Origin of the sequence: Variovorax sp. CCNWLW186, assembly GCF_037203865.1 — a bacterium.
Taxonomy (GTDB): domain Bacteria; phylum Pseudomonadota; class Gammaproteobacteria; order Burkholderiales; family Burkholderiaceae_C; genus Variovorax.
Map to the genome: position 1 here is coordinate 38094 of NZ_JBBCBO010000004.1, position 20420 is coordinate 58513.

The following is a 20420-nucleotide window of genomic DNA, read 5'->3' on the forward strand; positions in this document are numbered from 1 at the left end:
CCCGCCGGCGCAAGGCGGGCGGGCGTTGGATGCTATGGGAAAAACATCGTCAGGCGAAGACGCCCGCGGTGTCCTGCATGCGCGCCGACACTTCGCCCAGGTGGTGCAGGGTGTCGCCGAAAGTCATTTCAAGCTGCGTGAGCTTACGGAAATAATGGCTGCCGATGTATTCGTCCGTCACGCCGATGCCGCCGTGCAGCTGCACCGAGTTGGCTGCCACGAAGCGCATCGAAACGCCCAGCTGGTACTTGGCTCGCGCCAGCGCCTGGCGCCGCTCGTCGGCCGGCGCGTTGAGCTTGAGCGTGGCGTAGTAGCTCATCGAGCGTGCGAGCTCGAGCTGCATCTTCATGTCGGCCACGCGGTGGCGCAGCGCCTGAAAGGTGGAGATGACCACGCCGAACTGCTTGCGCTGGTTCATGTAGTCGACCGTGAGTGCTACGGTCTTGTCCATCACGCCGACCGCTTCGGCGCATGTGGCTGCAATGCCCACATCGACTGCGTACTCGAGCGCGGCCAGTCCGTCTGCGGTGATCAGCGTGGCGTCTGCCTTGTCGAACACGACCTCGGCCGCGCGGCTGCCGTCCTGCGTGCCGTAGCCGCGGGCTTCGACACCGCTGGCGCTGCGCTCGACCAGGAAGAGGGCGATCTTGCCGTCGGCCTGCGCGGGCACGATGTAGGCATCGGCTTCGTCGCCCACGGGCACCACGCTCTTGGCGCCGGTCAGCGACCAGCCTTCGCCGGCCTTCACGGCCTTGGCTTCGCACACGTCGAGGCGGTAGCGAGATTTGCGTTCCTGGTAGGCCAGCACCACGATGGCCTGGCCGCCTGCAATGCGGGGCAGCCAGTTGTCCTTGAGGTCGGCACCGGCGTAGCCGCTGAGCACGGCGCCGGCAATCAGCGTCTGGGCGAAGGGCTCGAGCACGATGCCGCGGCCCAGTTCTTCCATCACCACCATGCCGGCCACCGGGCCCATGCCCAGTCCGCCGTCGTCTTCGGCGATGTAGAGGCCGCCCAGGCCAAGCTCGGCCAGTTCGTCCCAGGCTTCACGCGAGAAGCCGCCCTTGGCCTCGATGCCGCGGCGGCGCTCGAAGTCGTAGCTCTTGTCGACCCACTTGCGGACGGCGTCGCGCAGTTGTTCCTGGTCGTCAGAAAAATTGAAATCCATGTTCTTGTCTCCTCAGCCCAGAACCGTCTGCGCGACGATGTTGCGTTGCACTTCGTTGGAGCCGCCGTAGATGGTGGTCTTGCGCATGTTGAAGAAAGTCGATGCGAGCGGCGCGAGGGCCGGGTTGCCGCCCGGGAAGTCGCCCTGCCAGCCGGCTTCCATCGCTTCCCGGATGAGGGGCAGCGAATACGCGCCGCCCGCCAGCATCATCAGTTCGCTGTAGCGCTGCTGGATTTCGCTGCCGCGGATCTTCAAGAGGCCCGCGACGTCCAGCGAGTTCTTGCCCGAGGTGGCGGCGGAGAGCACGCGCAGCACCATCATCTCGAGCGCGACGATGTCGACTTCGAGCTTGGCGATCTCGTCGCGGAAGCGCAGGTCGTCGTACACGCCTTCGTTCTTGGCAATGCGCTTCAGGCGTTCGAGTTCGCGCTTGGCGCGGTTCACGTCGGCAATGTTGGTGCGCTCGTGCGAGAGCAGGTGCTTGGCGTAGGTCCAGCCCTTGTTCTCTTCACCGATCAGGTTTTCTGCCGGTACTTCGACGTTGTCGAAGAACACCTCGTTCACTTCATGGCTGCCGTCGAGCAGCTTGATCGGGCGCACCGTGACGCCGGGCGACTTCATGTCGAGCAGCAAGAAGCTGATGCCGGTTTGCGGCTTGCCCTCATTGCTGGTGCGCACGAGGTTGAACATCCAGTCGCCGTACTGGCCGAGCGTGGTCCAGGTCTTCTGGCCGTTGACGATGTACCTGTCGCCCTTGCGCTCGGCCTTGGTCTTGACCGAAGCCAAGTCGGAGCCCGAACCCGGTTCGCTGTAGCCCTGGCTCCACCAGACTTCGCCGCTTGCGATGCCCGGGAGAAAACGCTTCTGCTGCTCGGCGTTGCCGAAAGCCATGATCACAGGTGCGACCATCACCGGGCCGAACGGCACGATGCGCGGCGCGCCGGCCAGGGCGGTTTCTTCCTCGAACAGGTGGCGCTGGATGGCGGTCCAGCCCGGGCCGCCGAATTCCTTCGGCCACCCGTAGCCCAGCCAGCCCTTCTTGCCGAGGATCCTGGCCCAGCCTTGCAGATCGTCGCGCGTCAGCTCGAGCGCGTTGTGCACCTTGTGCGAAATCTCCTTGGGGAGGTTGTCCCTGACCCATGCGCGAATTTCTTCGCGGAACTTCTGTTCTTCGGGCGTGAAGCTCAAATCCATGCGTGCCTCGCTGTGTTGATCGGTCCGCCGCCATCGCGCCGATGGCGGTGTGTCTCCGGAACTTCGAGTTTTAGCACGGTCGTGCTGTGAATCGGTGTCCGCGCGGCGACAAGTTCAGGGCGACCGGAGCCGAGCACAGATAATCCCGCGTCCCATGAAGAACATCGTGATCCTTATTTCCGGCGGCGGCTCCAACATGGCGGCCATCGTGCGCGCCGCCGAGCGCGACCGCTGGGCCGAGCGCTTTGGCGCCCGCATTGCCGCGGTGGTCAGCAACAAGCCCGAAGCGGGCGGGCTTGCGATTGCCGCCACGCACGGCATCGCAACTGCCGTGGTTCCGCACAAGGAATTTCCGACGCGCGAAGCTTTCGACGAGGCATTGGCCAAGGTGGTCGATGCGCACGCGCCGGCGCTCGTGGTCTTGGCGGGCTTCATGCGCATCCTGACACCCGGCTTTGTCGGCCGCTACGCCGGGCGCCTGATCAACATCCACCCGTCGCTGCTGCCGGCGTTTCCGGGCCTGCACACCCACCAGCGGGCTATCGACGCGGGCTGCAAGGTGGCCGGCGTCACCGTGCACCAGGTAACGACCGAACTCGATCACGGGCCTATCCTGGCGCAAGCGGTAGTGCCCGTGCTGCCGGACGACACGGCCGCCACGCTGGCCGGGCGCGTGCTGGCGCAGGAACATCAGTTGTATCCACGCGCCATTGCGGGATGGCTTGCAGATACATCAGGTCACATTCGTTAAAGTTGTTTATATTCGCGGGTTTTCGGGAGAAGACAAATTGAAAACCCAATCACTACTGTTCATCGTTGCCGGCGCCGTCTTGATGACGGCTTGTGCCACGCAAGGCTCGACCCCCGCGGCAACTCCCGCTGCAGCTGCTCCGGCACCCGAGCCGGTGTTCCAGTGCAATGCGGATGGCGCGCGCTTCGCCGTCGGCCAGCCGCTGTCGCCCCAGCTCGAAGCCGCAGCCCGCGTTCGCGCCGGTGCAGGCACGGTGCGGGCCCTGAAGCCCGGTGAGGTGGTCACGATGGAACTCAACGGCGGACGCCTCAACCTCGACGTGGACGCCCGCGGCCGCGTGACGGACGTTCGCTGCGGCTGACCGCCTTCGATGACTTTGATGCGATCGAATACGTAGCAGCCTAGACAGGGGTGAAGCGCAGTTGGCGAACACCGTCGATCTCCACGGTTTCGCCGAACATCCCGGCGGGGCGGACCCACAACCCCTTGGCGCCGTAAAGGGCCCGGTACAGCGTCATCGGCTCCAGCGTTTCGCTGTGGCGCACAGTGCCCAGCACTTCGTATTCGCCGCCCTTGTAGTGGCGATAACGGCCGGGCGGCGTCTCTATCAGGGGTGGCAGGTTGTTGTCGTTCACGGTCTTGCTTCTTTCAAACTGTAGGGCCGGTTGGGGGAAAGTCGGATGGATCGCGCTGATTTTGTTCACCTTGTCCGCCTGAGCGAGCATGCCAGCGCGGACGACAGTGCGCGCTACCGGCGCAGCGTCGCGGCATTTGCCGCACTCGGCTACCTGTGGGTGCTGGCCTGCCTGGCGCTCTCCGTCGGCATCATCGCCTGGGTCGCGCTGTCGGCCGGACAGGGGCGCTTCAGTTTCGGGCGCGGCTGGCTGGCGCTGTTTGCGTTGGGCCTGCTCTGGGCCACGCTGCGCGCGCTCTGGATGCGGTTCGACGAACCCGAGGGGCGGGAGCTTTCGCGCGCAGATGCGCCTGCGCTGTTCGAGGCGCTCGACCGCATACGCAAGAAGATCAAGGGCCCGCCGGTCCACCGCGTCTACCTGGACGACGAATTCAACGCCAGCATCCGGCAAGTGCCGCGTTTCGGGCTGTTTGGCGGCGCGGTCAACTCCCTCAGCATTGGGCTGCCGTTGCTCATGATGCTGGACCGGCGGCGGCTGCTGTCGGTGCTTGCCCACGAGTACGGGCACCTGCGCGGCAACCACGGCAAGCTGAGCGCCTGGATCTACCGCACCCGGCTCTCGTGGCTCAAGCTCGACGCCAGCCTGCAGCGCGACGAAGGCGTGATGGCACTGGTGTCGCAGAGCTTCTTTCGCTGGTACTTTCCGCGTTTTGCGGCCCGCACGTTTGCGCTCGCGCGGCAAGACGAGTACGAGGCCGACCGCATTTCGGGCCGGCTCCTGGGCACGACCGTCGCCGCGGCCGCGCTGACGGAAATTGCCATCAAGGCGAACTGGTATGCCGATGAGTTCTGGGCTTCGCACTGGGCCCGTGCCGAAAGGGAGCCGCAGCCGCCGGGGCCTTTCAAGGCGCTGAAGGAGCTTGCCGCAACGCCGCCCAGCGACGAATTTGCGCGCCGGGCGTTGCGCGACGCCATGCGGCGCGTCAGCGATCTCGAAGACACCCATCCGGTCTTGCGCGACCGGCTCAAAGCGCTCGGCCAGAAGGCCGTGGTGCCGCCCTGGTCGGTCGAGCCCGCGCTGGGCATGCTGGCAGACAGCGCCAAGTGGATTGCGCATTTCGACAACCAGTGGCGGCGCAACCACGCCAGCGACTGGAAGCAGCACCATGCGCACCGATCTCGCATCCGGGAACGCGTCGAGCTTCTCGCGGCGCGGGGCGAGCGCAATACGCCTGACGAACTCGTCGAATGGGCCGATTCCGAGCGGCGGCTCGATCCGGCGGCGCCCGTGCGCGTTCGATACGAACGTGCGCTCCAGATCTCGCCCGAGCATGCCGGCGCCTTGCGCGGACTATCCCAGATGCTCCCCGTGCGCGATCGCGCAGCCCGTCTTGCCGTGCTCGAGCGCTTGCACGGATCCAGTGCCGCCAGCCGATGGTGGGCCGCAAAAAGCGCCGTGGCCGCACTCGAGAACCCCGATGCCGGCGCTCACGACGAAGAAGCACTCAAGCTGTGGCGCGGCCGCCTCAAGGAGGCGGAAGAAGCCGAGGCTCGGGCTTGGGAGGAGATCACCGAAACGCCTTTCTTCAGCCAGATCGCACGGCACGACCTGAGCGACTATGAAGTGGGCGAGTTGCAGGCCGACCTGGCGCGGTGCCTTCCCATTTCGCGGGCGTGGCTGGTGCGCAAGACGCTGCGCGAGTTTCCGTGGCGCCGGGCCTACATCGTGTTCGTCGACCTGCCGGGCATGGACGACGAAGACCGCTGGCAGCTTTGCCGCCACCTCGAGCACACCTTGAGCCTGCCGGGGGCGGCGCTGGTTCTGTGGGCCGGCCATTCACCTACGCTGGCCGACATTGAGCGACAGGCTTTCGGGCCGATCTGGACGCGCCGGGCGTAGAGAGCCCTCCGGCTGAGACAATCGGGGTATGCACCCCAAAGCCCTGTTGGAGGCCACCGCCGATCTGGTCGGCCTTGTCCTGAAATTCGATCATCCGGCCGACCAGGTCGTTTCGCGATTTTTTCGCGACCACCGCGAGTTCGGCCCCCGCGAGCGCGCCACGCTTGCCGAGACGGTCTACACCGTGTTGCGCAAGAAGCTCCTGTTCGACCACTTGTCGCCCTCGGGCAGCGGCTCCAAGGAGCGCCGCATGGCGATCCTCGGCTTTCATGGCCCGCGCGACTTTCTGAAGAGCGCGCTCAACGACACCGAAAAGCGCTGGCTCGACAACTGCGATGCCGTCAAGCCCGAAGACCTGCTGGAACGCCATCGCCACAATCTCCCCGAGTGGCTGGTCGCGCCGCTCAAGGCGCAATTGGGCGACGGTTTCTGGCCGCTGGTCGAAAGCCTGCAGCAGCCTGCGCCGCTCGATCTCCGGGTCAATGCACTCACCGACAAGCGCGCCGAAGTCAAGGCAGAGCTTGCCAAGGCTGCTATCAAATCCGAAGTAACACCGTTCTCGCCGTGGGGTCTGCGCATCGACGGCAAGCCGGCGCTGACCAAGCTGGACGCGTTCGCCCGAGGTGCCGTCGAGGTGCAGGACGAAGGCTCCCAGCTGCTGGCGCTGCTGCTGGACGCGAAGCGCGGCGAAATGGTGGTCGACTTCTGTGCCGGCGCCGGCGGCAAGACGCTGGCGATCGGCGCGACCATGCGCAACACCGGCCGGCTCTATGCCTTCGACACGTCGGCGCACCGGCTCGATGCGCTCAAGCCGCGGCTGGCGCGCAGCAAGCTCTCGAATGTTCACCCGGCGGCCATTGCGCACGAGCGCGACGACCGCATCAAGCGCCTGGCCGGCAAGATCGACCGGGTGCTGGTCGACGCTCCGTGCTCGGGCCTGGGAACGCTGCGCCGCAATCCCGACCTGAAATGGCGCCAGTCGGCCAAGTCGGTCGAGGAACTGACGGTCAAGCAGGCGGCCATCCTGCAGAGCGCGGCACGCCTCCTGAAATCGGGCGGGCGTCTCATTTATGCCACCTGCAGCGTGCTGCCGGAGGAAAACGAGGCCATTGCCGAGGCTTTCAGCGCCGCCAACCCCGATTTCGTGCCCCAGGACGCCGCGGAGCTGCTGCAGGGCCTGAAGGTAGAGGGTTTCGAGGCCCTTTGCGCCGGCGGCGAGGACGGACGGCGCTACCTGCGGCTATGGCCCCACCGCCACGCCACGGACGGTTTCTTTGCGGCGGTGTGGAACCGCAAATAGGCTCGGCACTCCAAAGTAGGGTAAATCTGCGCTATTAAGGAAGGGTAAAAGGCCTCATTTTGGCCTTGCCACCTTAAAATCGTGGGTTAACTGAAGGCTGCACCTTCGTGTGGCCATGGAGTACTTAATTCAATGTTGATTCCTGACTCTGCCGTTTTGAGCGCGGCCCTCCAGTGGCTCGGACACGGCTTGTGGGACCTGACATGGTGGCAGATCGTGTTGTACACGCTCGTCACCACGCATATCACGATCGCCGCGGTCACCATCTTCCTGCACCGTACGCAGACGCACCGGGCAATGGACCTGGGGCCGATCCCCTCGCATTTCTTCCGTTTCTGGCTCTGGCTGGGCACCGGCATGGTCACCAAGGAATGGGTGGCCATTCACCGCAAGCACCACGCCAAGTGCGAATCCGAAGAAGACCCGCACAGCCCGCAGGTCAAGGGCATCGACGAAGTGCTCTGGCGCGGCGCCGAGCTGTATCGCGCCGAGTCGAAGAACAAGGAAACGATGGACCGCTACGGTCACGGCACGCCCGACGACTGGATCGAACGCAACCTGTACACCCGCTACAGCTGGCAAGGCGTGGGCCTCATGCTGGTCATCAACCTGGCGCTCTTCGGCGCGCTGGGCCTGACCGTCTGGGCGGTGCAGATGCTGTGGATTCCGATCACGGCGGCGGGCATCATCAACGGCATTGGCCACTACTGGGGCTACCGCAACTTCGAGGCGCCCGACGCCAGCCGCAATGTCTCGCCCTGGGGCCTGATCATTGGCGGTGAAGAGCTGCACAACAACCACCACACGTATCCCACGTCGGCCAAGTTCTCGGTCAAGAAGTACGAATTCGACATCGGCTGGGTCTACATCCAGATGATGCAGGCGATCGGCTGGGCCAAGGTCAAGAAGGTGCCGCCGAAGATGCAGATGGGCGACATCCAACCCGTGGCCAACGAAAAGACGCTCGAAGCCGTCATTGCCAACCGCTACGAAGTCATGGCCGGCTACGCCCGCGAAATGCGCCGCGTGACCAAGGCCGAGCTGATTGCGCTCAAGACCAAGGGCGGCGACATCTCGGTGCTCAAGGCGGCCAAGAACTGGCTGCATCGCGACGACGACAAGGTGCCGGCCTCGGCTCGCACGCACCTGGTGCAGGCGCGCGCTGCCCACCCGGTGATCGACAAGATGGTCACGATGCGCGAAGAGCTGCGCCAGCTCTGGCTCAACACCTCGCAATCTCGCGAGCAACTGGCCGCCGACCTGGCTGCCTGGTGCCATCGTGCCGAAGCCAGCGGTATTGCCGGCCTGCGCGAGTTCTCGACGCGTCTGCGCGCAGCGCGAGCCTGATCCTTATCAAGAAGAGGCGGGAAACCGCGCTCTGTAAAAAGCCGGCTTCGAGCCGGCTTTTTTACGCCCGCTTTTCTCTCATTGCCGAGAGGAGAGGCGGGCAACAAAAAACCCCGCTGGGCAAGCCCTGCGGGGTTTTTGTTTGGGTGGAACCAGCGCTGAATTACTTCAGCTTGATTTCCTTGTATTCGACGTGCTTGCGCGCCTTGGGGTCGAACTTCATGATCGACATCTTTTCAGGCATCGTCTTCTTGTTCTTGCTGGTCGTGTAGAAGTGGCCGGTACCCGCGGTGGATTCCAGCTTGATCTTTTCGCGTCCGCCTTTGCTCGTTGCCATGATTCAGCTCCTTAAGCTTGGCCGCGTGCGCGCAGGTCTGCGAGCACGGCGTCGATGCCGTTCTTGTCGATCAGGCGCAGCGCGGCGCTCGAAACACGCAGGCGAACCCAGCGGTTTTCAGTTTCGACCCAGAAACGGCGGTATTGCAGGTTCGGCAGGAACCGGCGCTTGGTTTTGTTGTTGGCGTGGGAAACATTGTTTCCGACCATCGGGCCTTTGCCCGTTACGTCGCATACGCGTGCCATGAGGACACTCTTTCTTGAACAGCTGGCACCGGCGCAACCGTGGAGATTGCAGGTGTTTTGCAGCTTGACCTCGCCAGAAACGGGTGGCGGTACCCCGGCTTGCCGGAACGCTGATGGCCACCACAAGGGCGGCTTCATTTCGGCAAAGCCTCGGATTATAGCCCTTTTGGCGCAGCCCGGGTCTAGAGTGTGCCGTCCTGTTCCAGGAAGCGCTGGGCGTCCAGTGCGGCCATGCAGCCGGTGCCAGCGCTCGTGATGGCCTGGCGGTACACGTTGTCCTGCACGTCGCCTGCGGCAAAAACGCCGGGAATGCTGGTCATCGTGGCAAAACCCTGCAGGCCCGAGCGGGTCAGGATGTAGTTGTCCTTCATTTCCAGCTGTCCCTGGAAAATGTCGGTGTTGGGGTGGTGCCCGATGGCGATGAAGCAGCCCTTGAGGTCGATCTGCTCGGTTTCGCCGGTCTGGGTGTTCTTGATCCGGATGCCTGTCACACCGGTGTCGTCGCCCAGCACCTGGTCGAGTTCGTTGTGCAGCTTCAGCACGATCTTGCCCTCGGCCACCTTCTCCTTGATCTTGTCGATCAGGATGGGCTCTGCGCGGAATTTGTCGCGGCGATGAACCAGCGTGACCTTGTTTGCGATGTTGGCGAGATACAGCGCTTCTTCGACGGCCGTATTGCCGCCGCCGATTACGCACACTTCCTGCTCGCGGTAGAAAAATCCGTCGCAGGTTGCGCAGGCCGAAACGCCGCGGCCCATGAATTTCTGTTCCGAATCGAGACCCAGGTACTTGGCGGAAGCGCCTGTGGCAATGATCAAGGAATCACAGGTGTAAGTGCCGCTGTCGCCCGTCAATGTAAAAGGACGCTTGCTTAGATCAACTTTGTTAATGTGATCGAAAACAATTTGTGTCTTGAAACGCTCCGCGTGTTCAAGAAAACGCTGCATCAGCTCGGGGCCTTGCACGCCGTGCACGTCGGCCGGCCAATTGTCGACTTCGGTGGTCGTCATCAATTGTCCGCCTTGGGCAATGCCGGTAATCAGCAAAGGCTGGAGGTTCGCGCGTGCTGCATAAACAGCGGCGGTATAGCCGGCGGGGCCGGAGCCCAGAATCAAAACCTTGGCGTGTTGGGGTGCGGACATGAGTAGAAAACCTAGGATTTGCGCTGCTTCAGCGTGTACATTTTCAGGGTGGTAGCGATATATGTGGAGTATCACCGCTCGGTTCAACACCGGGTGCACGGTGTTTTCAATGCGCGCGATTGTAGTAATCCATCGGCTTGCCGGCGGACGGGCTCCCCACGCGCCGTATCAGGGATTGATAAATGTCGATGCTGTCCAATCTTGAATTGCTGCGGCGCGTTCCGCTGTTTGCCTCGCTCACGTCTTCTCAGTCGTCGAGCATTGCGGATGCGATCGTCAAGAAGCGTCTCAAGCGAGCGGAAATCATTGTGGAGCAGGGCAAGAAGTCCGATGCGCTCTACATCATTCTGACTGGGCGTGCGCGCGTCACCAGCGCCGACAGCCGCGGCCGCGAGGTGATTCTTGCCACGCTGCACCCCGGCGACTACATCGGCGAAATGAGCCTGATCGACGACGAGCCGCATTCGGCCACTGTGCGCACCGAAATCCAGTGCGACGTGCTCATGCTCGGCCGCGATGCGTTTGCACGCTGCCTGCCCGAAAACTCCTCCATGGCCTACAACATCATGCGTGGGCTGGTGCAGCGCCTGCGCCATGCCGACCGCAAGATCGAGTCGCTCGCACTCATGGATGTGTATGGCCGCGTGGCGCGCTCGCTGCTCGAGTTCGCCATTGACGACGGCGCGGGCAACCTCAAGGTGCGCGACAAGATCTCCCGCCAGGACCTTGCGAAAATGGTCGGTGCCTCGCGTGAGATGGTGAGCCGCGTGATGAAGGATCTGGAGGAGCGCGGATTCGTGCAGACGCAGGACGACGGCTCCATGCTCGTCAAGGAACGGCTCCTGTCGCTGACTTGAGCCGTTACCGGCGCTCCTGGGGGCCAAGTCCTTTTGTTGTAGTGTTCAGGCCTCCAGCCGCCGCTTCCGAGCGCTGGGTGCTGTGTTTTTCATGACCTATTCGCTCAATACGCTTCAATCTTCTTCGGCCGCCGAGGGGCAACCCGTGCGCGTTCGCGCCATGCGCTTCGCCCACGAGATCACGCTGATCGCGGGATTTGCCGCGTTGCTGTTCTGGCTGCTTGCCATGCTGAGCTTCACGCCTTCGGATGCAGCCTGGTCGACCTCCGGCACCGGAGGAGAAATCAAGAATTGGGCGGGCCGCATCGGCGCATGGCTGGCGGACGGCAGCTATTTCCTGGCTGGCTACTCGGTCTGGTGGTGTCTGGCCGCGGGGCTCCGGGCCTGGCTGTCTTCCCTGGCCAACTGGCTTCGCGGAGGCGAGGCCGCGCCTGCCGAGCAGCCGGTGCGCGGCCGGTTCAATCGCAGCCGGCTGGCGTTCTGGTTCGGCCTGGTGTTGCTGCTCTGCGCGAGCACCACGCTCGAGTGGTCGCGCCTGTACCGGCTCGAATCGTATTTGCCGGGCTCTGGCGGCGGCGCGCTCGGCTACTTGGTCGGGCCCGCAAGCGTGCGCTGGCTCGGCTTTACGGGCTCGGCGCTGGTGGCCATTGCGGCCGGCGTGATCGGCTCGGCGCTGGTGTTCCGCTTCTCATGGAGCCTGATTGCCGAGCGCATCGGCGCGCGCGCCTACTCGCTGTTCGAATCGCGCCGCGAAAAACGCGAACTGGCGGCCGACATTGCGATGGGCAAGCAGGCCGCCCGCGAACGCGCGGAAGCCGAGGAGCCCGTGTTCTCGCGTGAATCGGGCGGCGTTGTCGAGCCGATGGGCGCCGATGAAGACGAAGAACTGCGCATCGAGCCGCGCCCCAAGCGGCGGGTGCCCTCTCCGCCGGTGCAGATCGAACCTGCGATGACCGAAGTGCCCAGGAGCGACCGCGTCGTCAAGGAACGCCAGAAGCCGCTCTTCAAGGAACTACCCGACAGCAAGCTGCCGCAGGTCGACCTGCTCGACGCCGCCCAGGCACGCCAGGAAACGGTTTCTCCCGACACGCTCGAGATGACCTCGCGCATGATCGAGAAAAAGCTCAAGGACTTCGGCGTTGAGGTGCGCGTGGTGCTGGCCTCTCCGGGGCCCGTGATCACGCGCTACGAAATCGAGCCTGCCACCGGTGTCAAGGGCTCGCAGATCGTCGGCCTTGCCAAGGACCTTGCGCGCTCGCTCTCGCTGGTGTCTATCCGCGTGGTCGAAACCATTCCGGGCAAGAACTACATGGCGCTCGAATTGCCGAACGCCAAGCGCCAGTCGATCAAGCTCAGCGAAATCCTGGGCTCGCAGGTCTACAACGAAGGCAAGTCGTTCCTGACGATGGGCCTCGGCAAGGACATCATCGGCAACCCCGTGGTGGCCGATCTTGCAAAGATGCCGCACGTGCTGGTGGCCGGTACCACCGGTTCGGGCAAGTCGGTCGGCATCAACGCCATGATCCTGTCGTTGCTCTACAAGGCCGAGGCACGCGACGTTCGCCTGCTCATGATCGACCCGAAGATGCTCGAAATGTCGGTCTACGAAGGCATTCCGCACCTGCTGGCGCCCGTGGTCACCGACATGCGCCAGGCCGCGCACGGCCTGAACTGGTGCGTGGCCGAAATGGAGCGCCGCTACAAGCTCATGAGCAAGCTGGGCGTGCGCAATCTGGCCGGCTACAACGCCAAGATCGACGAAGCCAAGGCGCGCGAAGAGTTCATCTACAACCCGTTCAGCCTTACGCCGGACGATCCCGAGCCGCTCAAGCGCGAGCCGCACATCGTCGTCGTCATCGATGAACTGGCCGACCTGATGATGGTGGTCGGCAAGAAGATCGAAGAGCTCATTGCCCGGCTCGCGCAAAAGGCGCGCGCCGCTGGCATCCACCTCATTCTTGCCACGCAGCGGCCCAGCGTCGACGTGATCACCGGCCTCATCAAGGCGAACATTCCGACCCGCATCGCGTTCCAGGTGTCGAGCAAGATCGACAGCCGCACCATCCTCGACCAGATGGGCGCCGAAGCGCTGCTCGGCATGGGCGACATGCTCTACATGCCCAGCGGCACCGGCCTGCCGATTCGCGTGCATGGCGCGTTCGTGAGCGACGAAGAAGTGCACCGCGTGGTGGCCTACCTCAAGAGCCAGGGCGAGCCCGACTACATCGAAGGCGTGCTCGAAGGCGGCACGGTCGATGGCGACGGCGACATGCTGGGCGAGGGCGGCGACGCCGAGAAAGACCCGATGTACGACCAGGCCGTGGAGGTGGTGCTCAAGAACCGCAAGGCCAGCATTTCGCTGGTGCAGCGTCACCTGAAGATCGGCTACAACCGCGCGGCACGGCTGGTCGAAGACATGGAAAAGGCGGGCCTGGTCAGCGCCATGAGCGGCAGTGGGCAACGCGAAATCCTGGTGCCCGCACGCGCGGAATAACCGGCAAACACCTGCGAGCCCAGGCGTCCCGCGCCGACAGGCACGTTGCAAAAGCTGCAATAAGGTTGCAAAACTTCATCAAACCCCGCACATGCCGCAACGCGCGGCGGGGTAAGGTCGCTTCAACGCCACTGCTTTTCCGAGGAATCCAAATTGAAATTTCGTCATTGGCTGTTGATCGGCCTTCTCTCATCCGCGAACGCCTGGGCCGGTGGCCTGGAGAGCCTCGAAGCCTTCGTGAAGACGGTCAAGTCGGGCCGCGCCGAGTTCACCCAGACCGTTACCGCGCCGCCGCGTGAGGGGCAGCCGGGCCGTACCAAAACATCGAACGGCACTTTCGAATTCCAGCGCCCCGGTAAATTCAAGTTCGACTATCAGAAGCCGTTCGCCCAGGTCATCGTGGCCGACGGCAAGACGCTCTGGCTGTACGACACCGACCTGAACCAGGTGACGCAGCGTGCGCAATCGCAGGCGCTGGGCTCCACGCCGGCCGCTCTGATTGCCGCGGCGCCGGACGTACGCGCGCTGCAGGCCGATTTCACGCTCGAGGCCGCGCCCGAGCGCGATGGCCTGCAGTGGGTCAAAGCCACTCCCAAGAACAAGGACGGCCAGTTGCAGAATGTGCTGGTCGGCTTCCAGGGCGACTCCCTGGCGGCGCTTGAAATTCTCGACAGCTTCGGGCAGCGCTCGGTGCTCAAGTTCAGCAAGGTCGAAGTGAACCCGGCGCTCAACGCCAATGTGTTCGAATTCAAGGCGCCGGCCGGTGCCGACGTCATCAAGCAATAGAAGATCAGACAGGCAGGTTTGGCCACCAGTTCGCATCAACCCCTTGCCGAGCGCCTGCGTCCGAAGACGCTGGGCGAGGTGATTGGCCAGCAGCATCTGCTGGGGCCGGGCATGCCGCTGCGCATTGCCTTCGAATCGGGCCAGCCGCATTCCTGCATCCTCTGGGGGCCACCAGGCACCGGCAAGACGACCATTGCGCGCCTGATGGCAGATGCCTTCGATGCGCAGTTCCTGAGCATCAGCGCCGTGCTCGGCGGCGTGAAAGACATCCGCGAGGCGGTCGAGCGCGCCACCGCGGCGCGCGACGGCCTCGAACAGCAGCGGACCATCGTCTTCGTCGACGAGGTGCACCGGTTCAACAAGAGCCAGCAGGACGCGTTCCTGCCGCATGTGGAGTCGGGGCTTTTCACTTTTATCGGCGCCACCACCGAAAACCCGTCGTTCGAGGTCAACTCGGCCTTGCTTTCGCGGGCAGCAGTATATGTGCTGCAACCGCTCACCGAGGCCGATCTCAAGCAGATCGTGGCCAAGGCGCAGGCCATCCAGGCCGTTCCGGCCATTGAAGGCGCGGCCATCGACAGGCTTGTCGCCTACGCCGACGGCGACGCGCGGCGCCTGCTCAACACGCTCGAGACGCTGGCCGTTGCGGCCAAGGCCGAGAAGCTCGACAACATCACCGACGAATGGCTGCTGCGCGTGCTCGGCGAGCGCATGCGGCGCTACGACAAGGGCGGTGAGCAGTTCTACGACACCATCAGCGCGTTGCACAAGTCGGTGCGCGGCAGCGACCCCGACGCCTCGCTCTACTGGTTCGTGCGCATGCTCGACGGCGGCGCCGACCCGCGCTACATGGCCCGGCGGTTGGTGCGCATGGCCAGCGAAGACATCGGCCTGGCCGATCCGCGCGCGCTGCGGCTGGCGCTCGACGCGGCCGAGGTCTATGAGCGGCTCGGCACGCCGGAGGGCGAGCTTGCGCTGGCAGAGTGCGTGATCTACCTGGCCATGGCGCCCAAGTCGAACGCCGTCTACACCGCCTACAACGCCGTGCGCGCGCTCATCAAGAAAGACAGCACGCGCCCCGTGCCCATGCACCTGCGCAACGCGCCCACCAAGCTCATGAAGGAGCTCGACTACGGCAAGGGCTACCGCTACGCGCACGACGAAGAGGGCGGCTTTGCCGCCGGCGAGCGTTACCTGCCCGAAGGCCTCGAGGGCCAGGTTTTCTACCAGCCCGTGGAACGCGGCCTCGAGATCCGCATAGCAGAAAAATTGCGCGAACTTCGCCGCCTCAACGGCCAGCACGATGAGTAACGTGCCGCATGCACGCTTGCGTGCGTGCGATGCATGGCTTCACTTACATATAGCATGACTTGAGCGGGTAAACCCCGGTGAGCGCGCACCAAATCGGCGCTGGCGCGTGCTTACAATCCCGCCCACAAATCAGCCAGCGACACATGTTGGCTGGTTTTTTGCTTATCAAGCCAAGGTGCCAAACCGGTGCCACGGTGGGTGAATGGCACCCTGCAACGGTGCAATAAATAGGAACGCGTTATGGAAATATTGCTGCAGCAGATCATCAACGGTCTGGTCCTCGGCAGCATGTATGCCTTGATAGCCTTGGGCTACACAATGGTGTACGGCATCATCAATCTGATCAACTTTGCGCACGGCGAAGTGCTGATGGTGGGGGCGCTTACGAGCTGGACCATCATCGGGCTCATGCAGGAATCGATGCCCGGCACGCCCGGCTGGTTGATCCTCATCATCTCGCTGGTCATTGCGTGCGTGGTGGCCGCCACGCTCAACTTCGTGATCGAGAAGGTTGCCTACCGGCCCCTTCGCAACAGCCCCAAGCTCGCGCCGCTCATCACTGCCATCGGCATGTCGATCCTGCTGCAGACGCTGGCAATGATCATCTGGAAGCCCACCAACAAGGCGTATCCCAACCTGCTGTCGACCACGCCCATCGAGGTGGGCGGCGCGGTGATCTCGCCCACACAGGTCATGATCCTGAGCGTCACGGCGTTCTCGCTCGTGGTGCTGATGTGGCTGGTCAACTACACCAAGCTCGGCCGCGCCATGCGCGCCACCGCCGAGAACCCGCGCGTCGCGGCGCTCATGGGCATCCGCCCCGACATGGTCATTTCGGCCACGTTCATCATCGGCGCCGTGCTCGCGGCCATTGCCGGCGTCATGTACGCCTCGAACTACGGCATTGCGCAGCACGCCATGGGCTTCCTGCCCGGCCTCAAGGCCTTCACCGCGGCAGTGTTCGGCGGCATCGGCAACCTGGCCGGCGCGGTGGTCGGCGGCATCCTGCTCGGGTTGATCGAAGCCATCGGCTCCGGCTACATCGGTGCCATCACCGGCGGCGTGCTCGGCAGCAACTACAGCGACATCTTCGCTTTCATCGTGTTGATCGTCATGCTCACGCTGCGGCCCTCCGGCCTGCTCGGCGAGCGCGTGGCGGATCGGGCCTGAGGAGCAGCACACCATGAAGAACAGCAAGAACCTCGCTCTCTACATCCTCGGCGTCGTCGCGGTGCTCGCACTGCCGATCTTCCTGCAAAGCCAGGGCAATGCCTGGGTGCGCATCGCCGACATCGCGTTGCTCTACGTGATGCTCGCGCTCGGCCTGAACATCGTCGTCGGCTACGCCGGCTTGCTCGACCTGGGCTATGTCGCCTTCTTTGCGGTGGGCGCGTACCTCTTCGCGCTCATGGGCTCGTCGCACCTTTCGGACACCTTCCCGTGGTTCAAGGCCATGTTCCCGAACGGGCTGCACACCTCGCTGCTCATCGTCATACCGCTGGCATTGGTGGTGGCGGGGGTGCTGGGCGTGATGCTCGGGGCGCCCACGCTCAAGCTGCGCGGTGACTACCTGGCCATCGTGACGCTCGGCTTCGGCGAAATCATCCGGGTGTTCCTGAACAACCTCGACCAGCCGATCAACATCACCAACGGACCCAAGGGCATCACCGCCATCGACTCCATCAAGTTCTGGGGCCTCGACCTCGGCAAGGCATGGAAGTTCGACGGCTTCACGATCTCGTCGGTCACGCTCTACTACTACCTGTTCCTTGCGCTGGTGATCGCCACGATCATCATTTCGCACCGGCTGCAGATCTCCCGCATCGGACGCGCCTGGATGGCCATCCGCGAAGACGAGATCGCCGCCAAGGCGATGGGCATCAACACCCGCAACATGAAGCTGCTGGCCTTTGGCATGGGCGCGAGCTTCGGCGGCGTGTCGGGAGCCATGTTCGCGGCCTTCCAGGGCTTCGTGTCGCCCGAATCGTTCAGCCTCATGGAGTCGGTGATGATCGTCGCCATGGTGGTGCTGGGCGGCATCGGCCACCTGCCGGGCGTGATTCTCGGCGCCGTGCTGCTGGCGGCCTTGCCCGAAGTGCTGCGCTACGTGGCCGGCCCGCTGCAGGCCATGACCGACGGCCGCCTCGACGCGTCCATCCTGCGCCAACTCTTCATTGCGCTGGCCATGATCGTCATCATGCTGATGCGTCCGCGCGGCCTCTGGCCTTCGCCCGAGCATGGCAAGACCTTGCAGCGCAAGGGCGTGGCCCCGGACGCCCCCGTGGCCCCGGGCTCGCTCCAGACCCATGCGCCCGGCATCGAGACACCCGCCGACGAGTTGCCGGGTGCGGCTTCGCGTCCCATGTCGATCAATCCGTGAGCCGAAGGAAACAATCAACATGACGACAGACACCATCCTCGACGTTCGCGGAATTTCCAAGCGCTTCGGCGGCCTGCAGGCACTTTCCGACGTCGGCATCACCATCAAGCGCGGCCAGGTCTATGGGCTCATCGGCCCCAACGGCGCCGGCAAGACCACGTTCTTCAATGTGATCACCGGGCTCTACACGCCCGACAGCGGCAGCTTCGAACTGGCCGGCAAGCCCTACCAGCCCACGGCCGTGCATGAAGTGGCCAAGGCGGGCATTGCGCGCACCTTCCAGAACATTCGCCTGTTCTCCGAAATGACGGCGCTCGAGAACGTCATGGTCGGCCGCCACATCCGCACCCATTCGGGCGTGTTCGGCGCCATGCTGCGCACGCGTTCGTTCAAGGCTGAGGAAAAGGCCATTGCCGACCGCGCACAGGAGCTGCTCGACTACGTGGGCATCGGCAAGTTTGCCGACTACAAGGCGCGCACGCTCTCGTACGGCGACCAGCGCCGGCTCGAAATTGCGCGCGCACTGGCCACCGACCCGCAGCTCATCGCGCTCGACGAGCCCGCCGCCGGCATGAACTCGACCGAGAAGGTGCTGCTGCGCGAACTGATCGACCGCATCCGCAAGGACGACCGCACCATCCTGATCATCGAACACGACGTCAAGCTCATCATGGGCCTGTGCGACCGCGTCACCGTGCTCGACTACGGCAAGCAGATTGCCGAAGGCACGCCCTACGACGTGCAGAAGAACGAGAAGGTGATCGAGGCTTACCTCGGCACCGGAGGACACTGAAATGACGACGATGACGAGCGCAGAAGAAACAACCACCGCCACCCCGCCGAAGACCGCTGCCAATGCCCCCGGCAAGACGCTGCTCAAGGTCAGCGGCCTGAAGGTCGGCTACGGCGGCATCCAGGCCGTGAAGGGCGTCGACTTCGAGGTTCATGAAGGCGAGCTGGTGTCGCTCATCGGCTCCAACGGGGCCGGCAAGACCACCACCATGAAGGCGATCACCGGCACGCTGCCTGCGGGCGCCGGCAGCATCGAGTTCCTGGGCCGCAACATCAAGGGCCGCGGGGCGTGGGACCTGGTCAGCGAGGGCCTCGTGATGGTGCCCGAAGGCCGTGGCGTGTTCACGCGCATGACGATCACCGAAAACCTGCAGATCGGCGCGTACATCCGCAAGGACAAGGCCGAGATCGCCAGCGACATGGAGCGCGTGTTCGTGACTTTCCCGCGCCTGCGCGAGCGCAAGGACCAGCTCGCGGGCACCATGTCGGGCGGCGAACAGCAGATGCTGGCCATGGGCCGCGCGCTCATGGCGCGTCCCAAGGTGCTGCTGCTCGACGAGCCCACCATGGGCCTGTCGCCCATCATGTGCGACAAGATCTTCGAGGTGGTGCAGACCGTGGCCGCGCAGGGCGTGACCATTCTGCTGGTGGAGCAGAACGCCAACCGCGCACTGCAGCTGGCCGACCGCGGCTACGTGATGGAGTCGGGGCTCATCACCATGACCGGCGACGCGAAAGAACTGCTGCGTGACCCGCGCGTGCGGGCCGCTTACCTGGGCGAGTAAACCGCGGGGGTGGCGAGGGTCAATCGACCCTTGCGCCGGTGGCCTTCACCACGGCTTCGTACTTGGAGAGCTCGCTCTTCATGAACGCGCCGAACTGCTCCGGCGAGCTGGCCACCGGCTCGGCCAGCAGGGTGGCAAAACGGGTCTTCGTTTCCGGTGCATTCAGCGCCGCCACAAAGGCCTGATTGAGCTTTGCAAGCACGTCGTGCGGCGTGCCGGCGGGCGCCACCAGCCCCCACCACGTGTCGATCGAAAAGCCCTTGAGCGTGTCGGCCACGGGCGGCACGTCGGGCATGGCGCTGCTGCGCTGCAAGGTGGTGACGGCAATGGCCTTGAGCTTGCCCGAGCGGATGTTCGGTGCCGCAGTGGCAAGGTTGTCGAAGTTGAAGTCGACCTGGCCCGACAGCAGGGCCAACTGCGCCGGATTGCCGCCGTTGTACGGAATGTGCAGCGCAAAGATGCCGGCCTGCTTCTTGAACAGCTCGCCCGCCAGGTGCCCGGCGCTGCCGTTGCCGCCGCTGCCGTAGTTGAGCTTGGCCGGGTTGGCCTTGGCGTAGCGGATCAGGTCGGCCACGGTGTTGATCTTCAGGCGCTGCGCTGTTTCAGCGTTCATCACCAGCACATTGGGTACGCGCACCATCTGCGTGATGGGTGCGAAGTCGCTGGCCGCATTGAATGGAATCTTGCTGTAGAGCCACGGATTGACCGCATGCGTGGCCGTGGCCGCTATGCCGATCGTGAGTCCGTCAGGCGCGGCCTTGGCCACCGCGTCGGCGCCGATGTTGCCGCCCGCGCCCGGCTTGTTGTCGATGATGACCGTGCCCAGGCTGTCCTTCACGCGCTCGGCCAGGATTCGGGCGGTCACGTCGATGGGGCCGCCGGCGGCGTACGGCACCACAAGGCGAATGGGACGCTGATGCTGCGCTGCGGCCTGGCCGGTGGCAAGCAGTGCGGCGGCGCTTGCGAGCAGGGTGATGAGGAAGTGTCTCGTTTTCATTTT

General features: G+C 64.2%; 20 protein-coding genes. 13 read left to right on the forward strand and 7 right to left on the reverse strand.

Annotation, left to right across the window (positions count from 1 at the left end; genetic code table 11):
• Positions 1-49: 49 nt before the first annotated feature.
• Positions 50-1165 (reverse strand): acyl-CoA dehydrogenase family protein, encoded by a 1116-nt coding sequence (locus V9K97_RS06175; protein WP_337317013.1) that lies wholly within the window; start codon positions 1163-1165, stop codon positions 50-52.
• A gap of 12 nt (positions 1166-1177) precedes the next feature.
• A complete protein-coding gene (locus tag V9K97_RS06180; protein WP_337317015.1) occupies positions 1178-2359 on the reverse strand; it encodes an acyl-CoA dehydrogenase family protein in 1182 nt (393 codons plus the stop codon).
• 154 nt (positions 2360-2513) lie between these two features.
• On the opposite strand from V9K97_RS06180, the gene purN reads away from it, so the two are divergent.
• Both purN and V9K97_RS06190 read left to right on the forward strand, forming a co-directional pair.
• On the forward strand, positions 2514-3110 hold the full coding sequence (gene purN, locus V9K97_RS06185) for a phosphoribosylglycinamide formyltransferase (RefSeq protein ID WP_258504550.1): 597 nt from the start codon (positions 2514-2516) through the stop codon (positions 3108-3110).
• 37 nt (positions 3111-3147) lie between these two features.
• Positions 3148-3471: an I78 family peptidase inhibitor gene (locus tag V9K97_RS06190; protein ID WP_337295655.1), complete on the forward strand. Its 324-nt coding sequence runs from the start codon at positions 3148-3150 to the stop codon at positions 3469-3471.
• 40 nt (positions 3472-3511) lie between these two features.
• On the opposite strand, the gene V9K97_RS06195 is transcribed toward V9K97_RS06190, so the two are convergent.
• Positions 3512-3745: a DUF1653 domain-containing protein gene (locus tag V9K97_RS06195; RefSeq protein WP_337317017.1), complete on the reverse strand. Its 234-nt coding sequence runs from the start codon at positions 3743-3745 to the stop codon at positions 3512-3514.
• A 45-nt stretch (positions 3746-3790) separates the two neighbouring features.
• Between V9K97_RS06195 and V9K97_RS06200 the strand changes: the two genes are divergently transcribed.
• The 3 genes from V9K97_RS06200 (at position 3791) to V9K97_RS06210 (ending at position 8291) form a co-directional block, all read left to right on the forward strand.
• On the forward strand, positions 3791-5644 hold the full coding sequence (locus V9K97_RS06200) for a M48 family metallopeptidase (protein ID WP_337317018.1): 1854 nt from the start codon (positions 3791-3793) through the stop codon (positions 5642-5644).
• Between the two features lie 28 nt (positions 5645-5672).
• The gene (locus V9K97_RS06205; protein WP_337295652.1) at positions 5673-6944 is read left to right on the forward strand and encodes an RsmB/NOP family class I SAM-dependent RNA methyltransferase; all 1272 of its coding nucleotides are present in this window, start codon (positions 5673-5675) and stop codon (positions 6942-6944) included.
• A gap of 132 nt (positions 6945-7076) precedes the next feature.
• Positions 7077-8291, forward strand: a complete 1215-nt coding sequence (locus V9K97_RS06210) for a DesA family fatty acid desaturase (protein WP_157612700.1) — start codon at positions 7077-7079, stop codon at positions 8289-8291.
• 163 nt (positions 8292-8454) lie between these two features.
• Here V9K97_RS06210 and rpmG read toward each other — a convergent pair whose 3' ends face one another.
• The 3 genes from rpmG to trxB all read right to left on the reverse strand — a co-directional run bounded on the left by rpmG (position 8455) and on the right by trxB (position 10015).
• A complete protein-coding gene (rpmG, locus tag V9K97_RS06215) occupies positions 8455-8628 on the reverse strand; it encodes a 50S ribosomal protein L33 (protein WP_007830291.1) in 174 nt (57 codons plus the stop codon).
• Between the two features lie 11 nt (positions 8629-8639).
• On the reverse strand, positions 8640-8873 hold the full coding sequence (gene rpmB, locus V9K97_RS06220; protein ID WP_007830293.1) for a 50S ribosomal protein L28: 234 nt from the start codon (positions 8871-8873) through the stop codon (positions 8640-8642).
• Positions 8874-9055: 182 nt separating this feature from the next.
• The gene (trxB, locus tag V9K97_RS06225; protein WP_337317020.1) at positions 9056-10015 is read right to left on the reverse strand and encodes a thioredoxin-disulfide reductase; all 960 of its coding nucleotides are present in this window, start codon (positions 10013-10015) and stop codon (positions 9056-9058) included.
• A gap of 182 nt (positions 10016-10197) precedes the next feature.
• Between trxB and V9K97_RS06230 the strand changes: the two genes are divergently transcribed.
• From V9K97_RS06230 to V9K97_RS06265, 8 genes are all read left to right on the forward strand, one after another.
• On the forward strand, positions 10198-10872 hold the full coding sequence (locus V9K97_RS06230; RefSeq protein ID WP_126745648.1) for a Crp/Fnr family transcriptional regulator: 675 nt from the start codon (positions 10198-10200) through the stop codon (positions 10870-10872).
• Between the two features lie 91 nt (positions 10873-10963).
• Positions 10964-13366, forward strand: a complete 2403-nt coding sequence (locus V9K97_RS06235; protein ID WP_337295651.1) for a DNA translocase FtsK — start codon at positions 10964-10966, stop codon at positions 13364-13366.
• A gap of 153 nt (positions 13367-13519) precedes the next feature.
• Positions 13520-14152 (forward strand): outer membrane lipoprotein chaperone LolA, encoded by a 633-nt coding sequence (gene lolA / locus V9K97_RS06240; protein ID WP_337317021.1) that lies wholly within the window; start codon positions 13520-13522, stop codon positions 14150-14152.
• An 18-nt stretch (positions 14153-14170) separates the two neighbouring features.
• Positions 14171-15463 carry a replication-associated recombination protein A gene (locus V9K97_RS06245; protein ID WP_337317023.1) on the forward strand — a complete coding sequence of 431 codons (1293 nt, stop codon included), beginning with the start codon at positions 14171-14173 and terminating at the stop codon, positions 15461-15463.
• A 240-nt stretch (positions 15464-15703) separates the two neighbouring features.
• Positions 15704-16633, forward strand: a complete 930-nt coding sequence (locus V9K97_RS06250) for a branched-chain amino acid ABC transporter permease (RefSeq protein ID WP_126745652.1) — start codon at positions 15704-15706, stop codon at positions 16631-16633.
• Between the two features lie 13 nt (positions 16634-16646).
• Positions 16647-17843, forward strand: a complete 1197-nt coding sequence (locus V9K97_RS06255; protein ID WP_157612705.1) for an ABC transporter permease subunit — start codon at positions 16647-16649, stop codon at positions 17841-17843.
• Positions 17844-17862: 19 nt separating this feature from the next.
• The gene (locus V9K97_RS06260; protein ID WP_124957304.1) at positions 17863-18636 is read left to right on the forward strand and encodes an ABC transporter ATP-binding protein; all 774 of its coding nucleotides are present in this window, start codon (positions 17863-17865) and stop codon (positions 18634-18636) included.
• Between the two features lie 10 nt (positions 18637-18646).
• The gene (locus V9K97_RS06265; protein WP_207309959.1) at positions 18647-19420 is read left to right on the forward strand and encodes an ABC transporter ATP-binding protein; all 774 of its coding nucleotides are present in this window, start codon (positions 18647-18649) and stop codon (positions 19418-19420) included.
• 19 nt (positions 19421-19439) lie between these two features.
• Here the strand turns inward: V9K97_RS06265 and V9K97_RS06270 are convergent, their stop codons facing one another.
• Positions 19440-20417, reverse strand: a complete 978-nt coding sequence (locus V9K97_RS06270; RefSeq protein ID WP_337317024.1) for a Bug family tripartite tricarboxylate transporter substrate binding protein — start codon at positions 20415-20417, stop codon at positions 19440-19442.
• Positions 20418-20420: the final 3 nt, after the last annotated feature.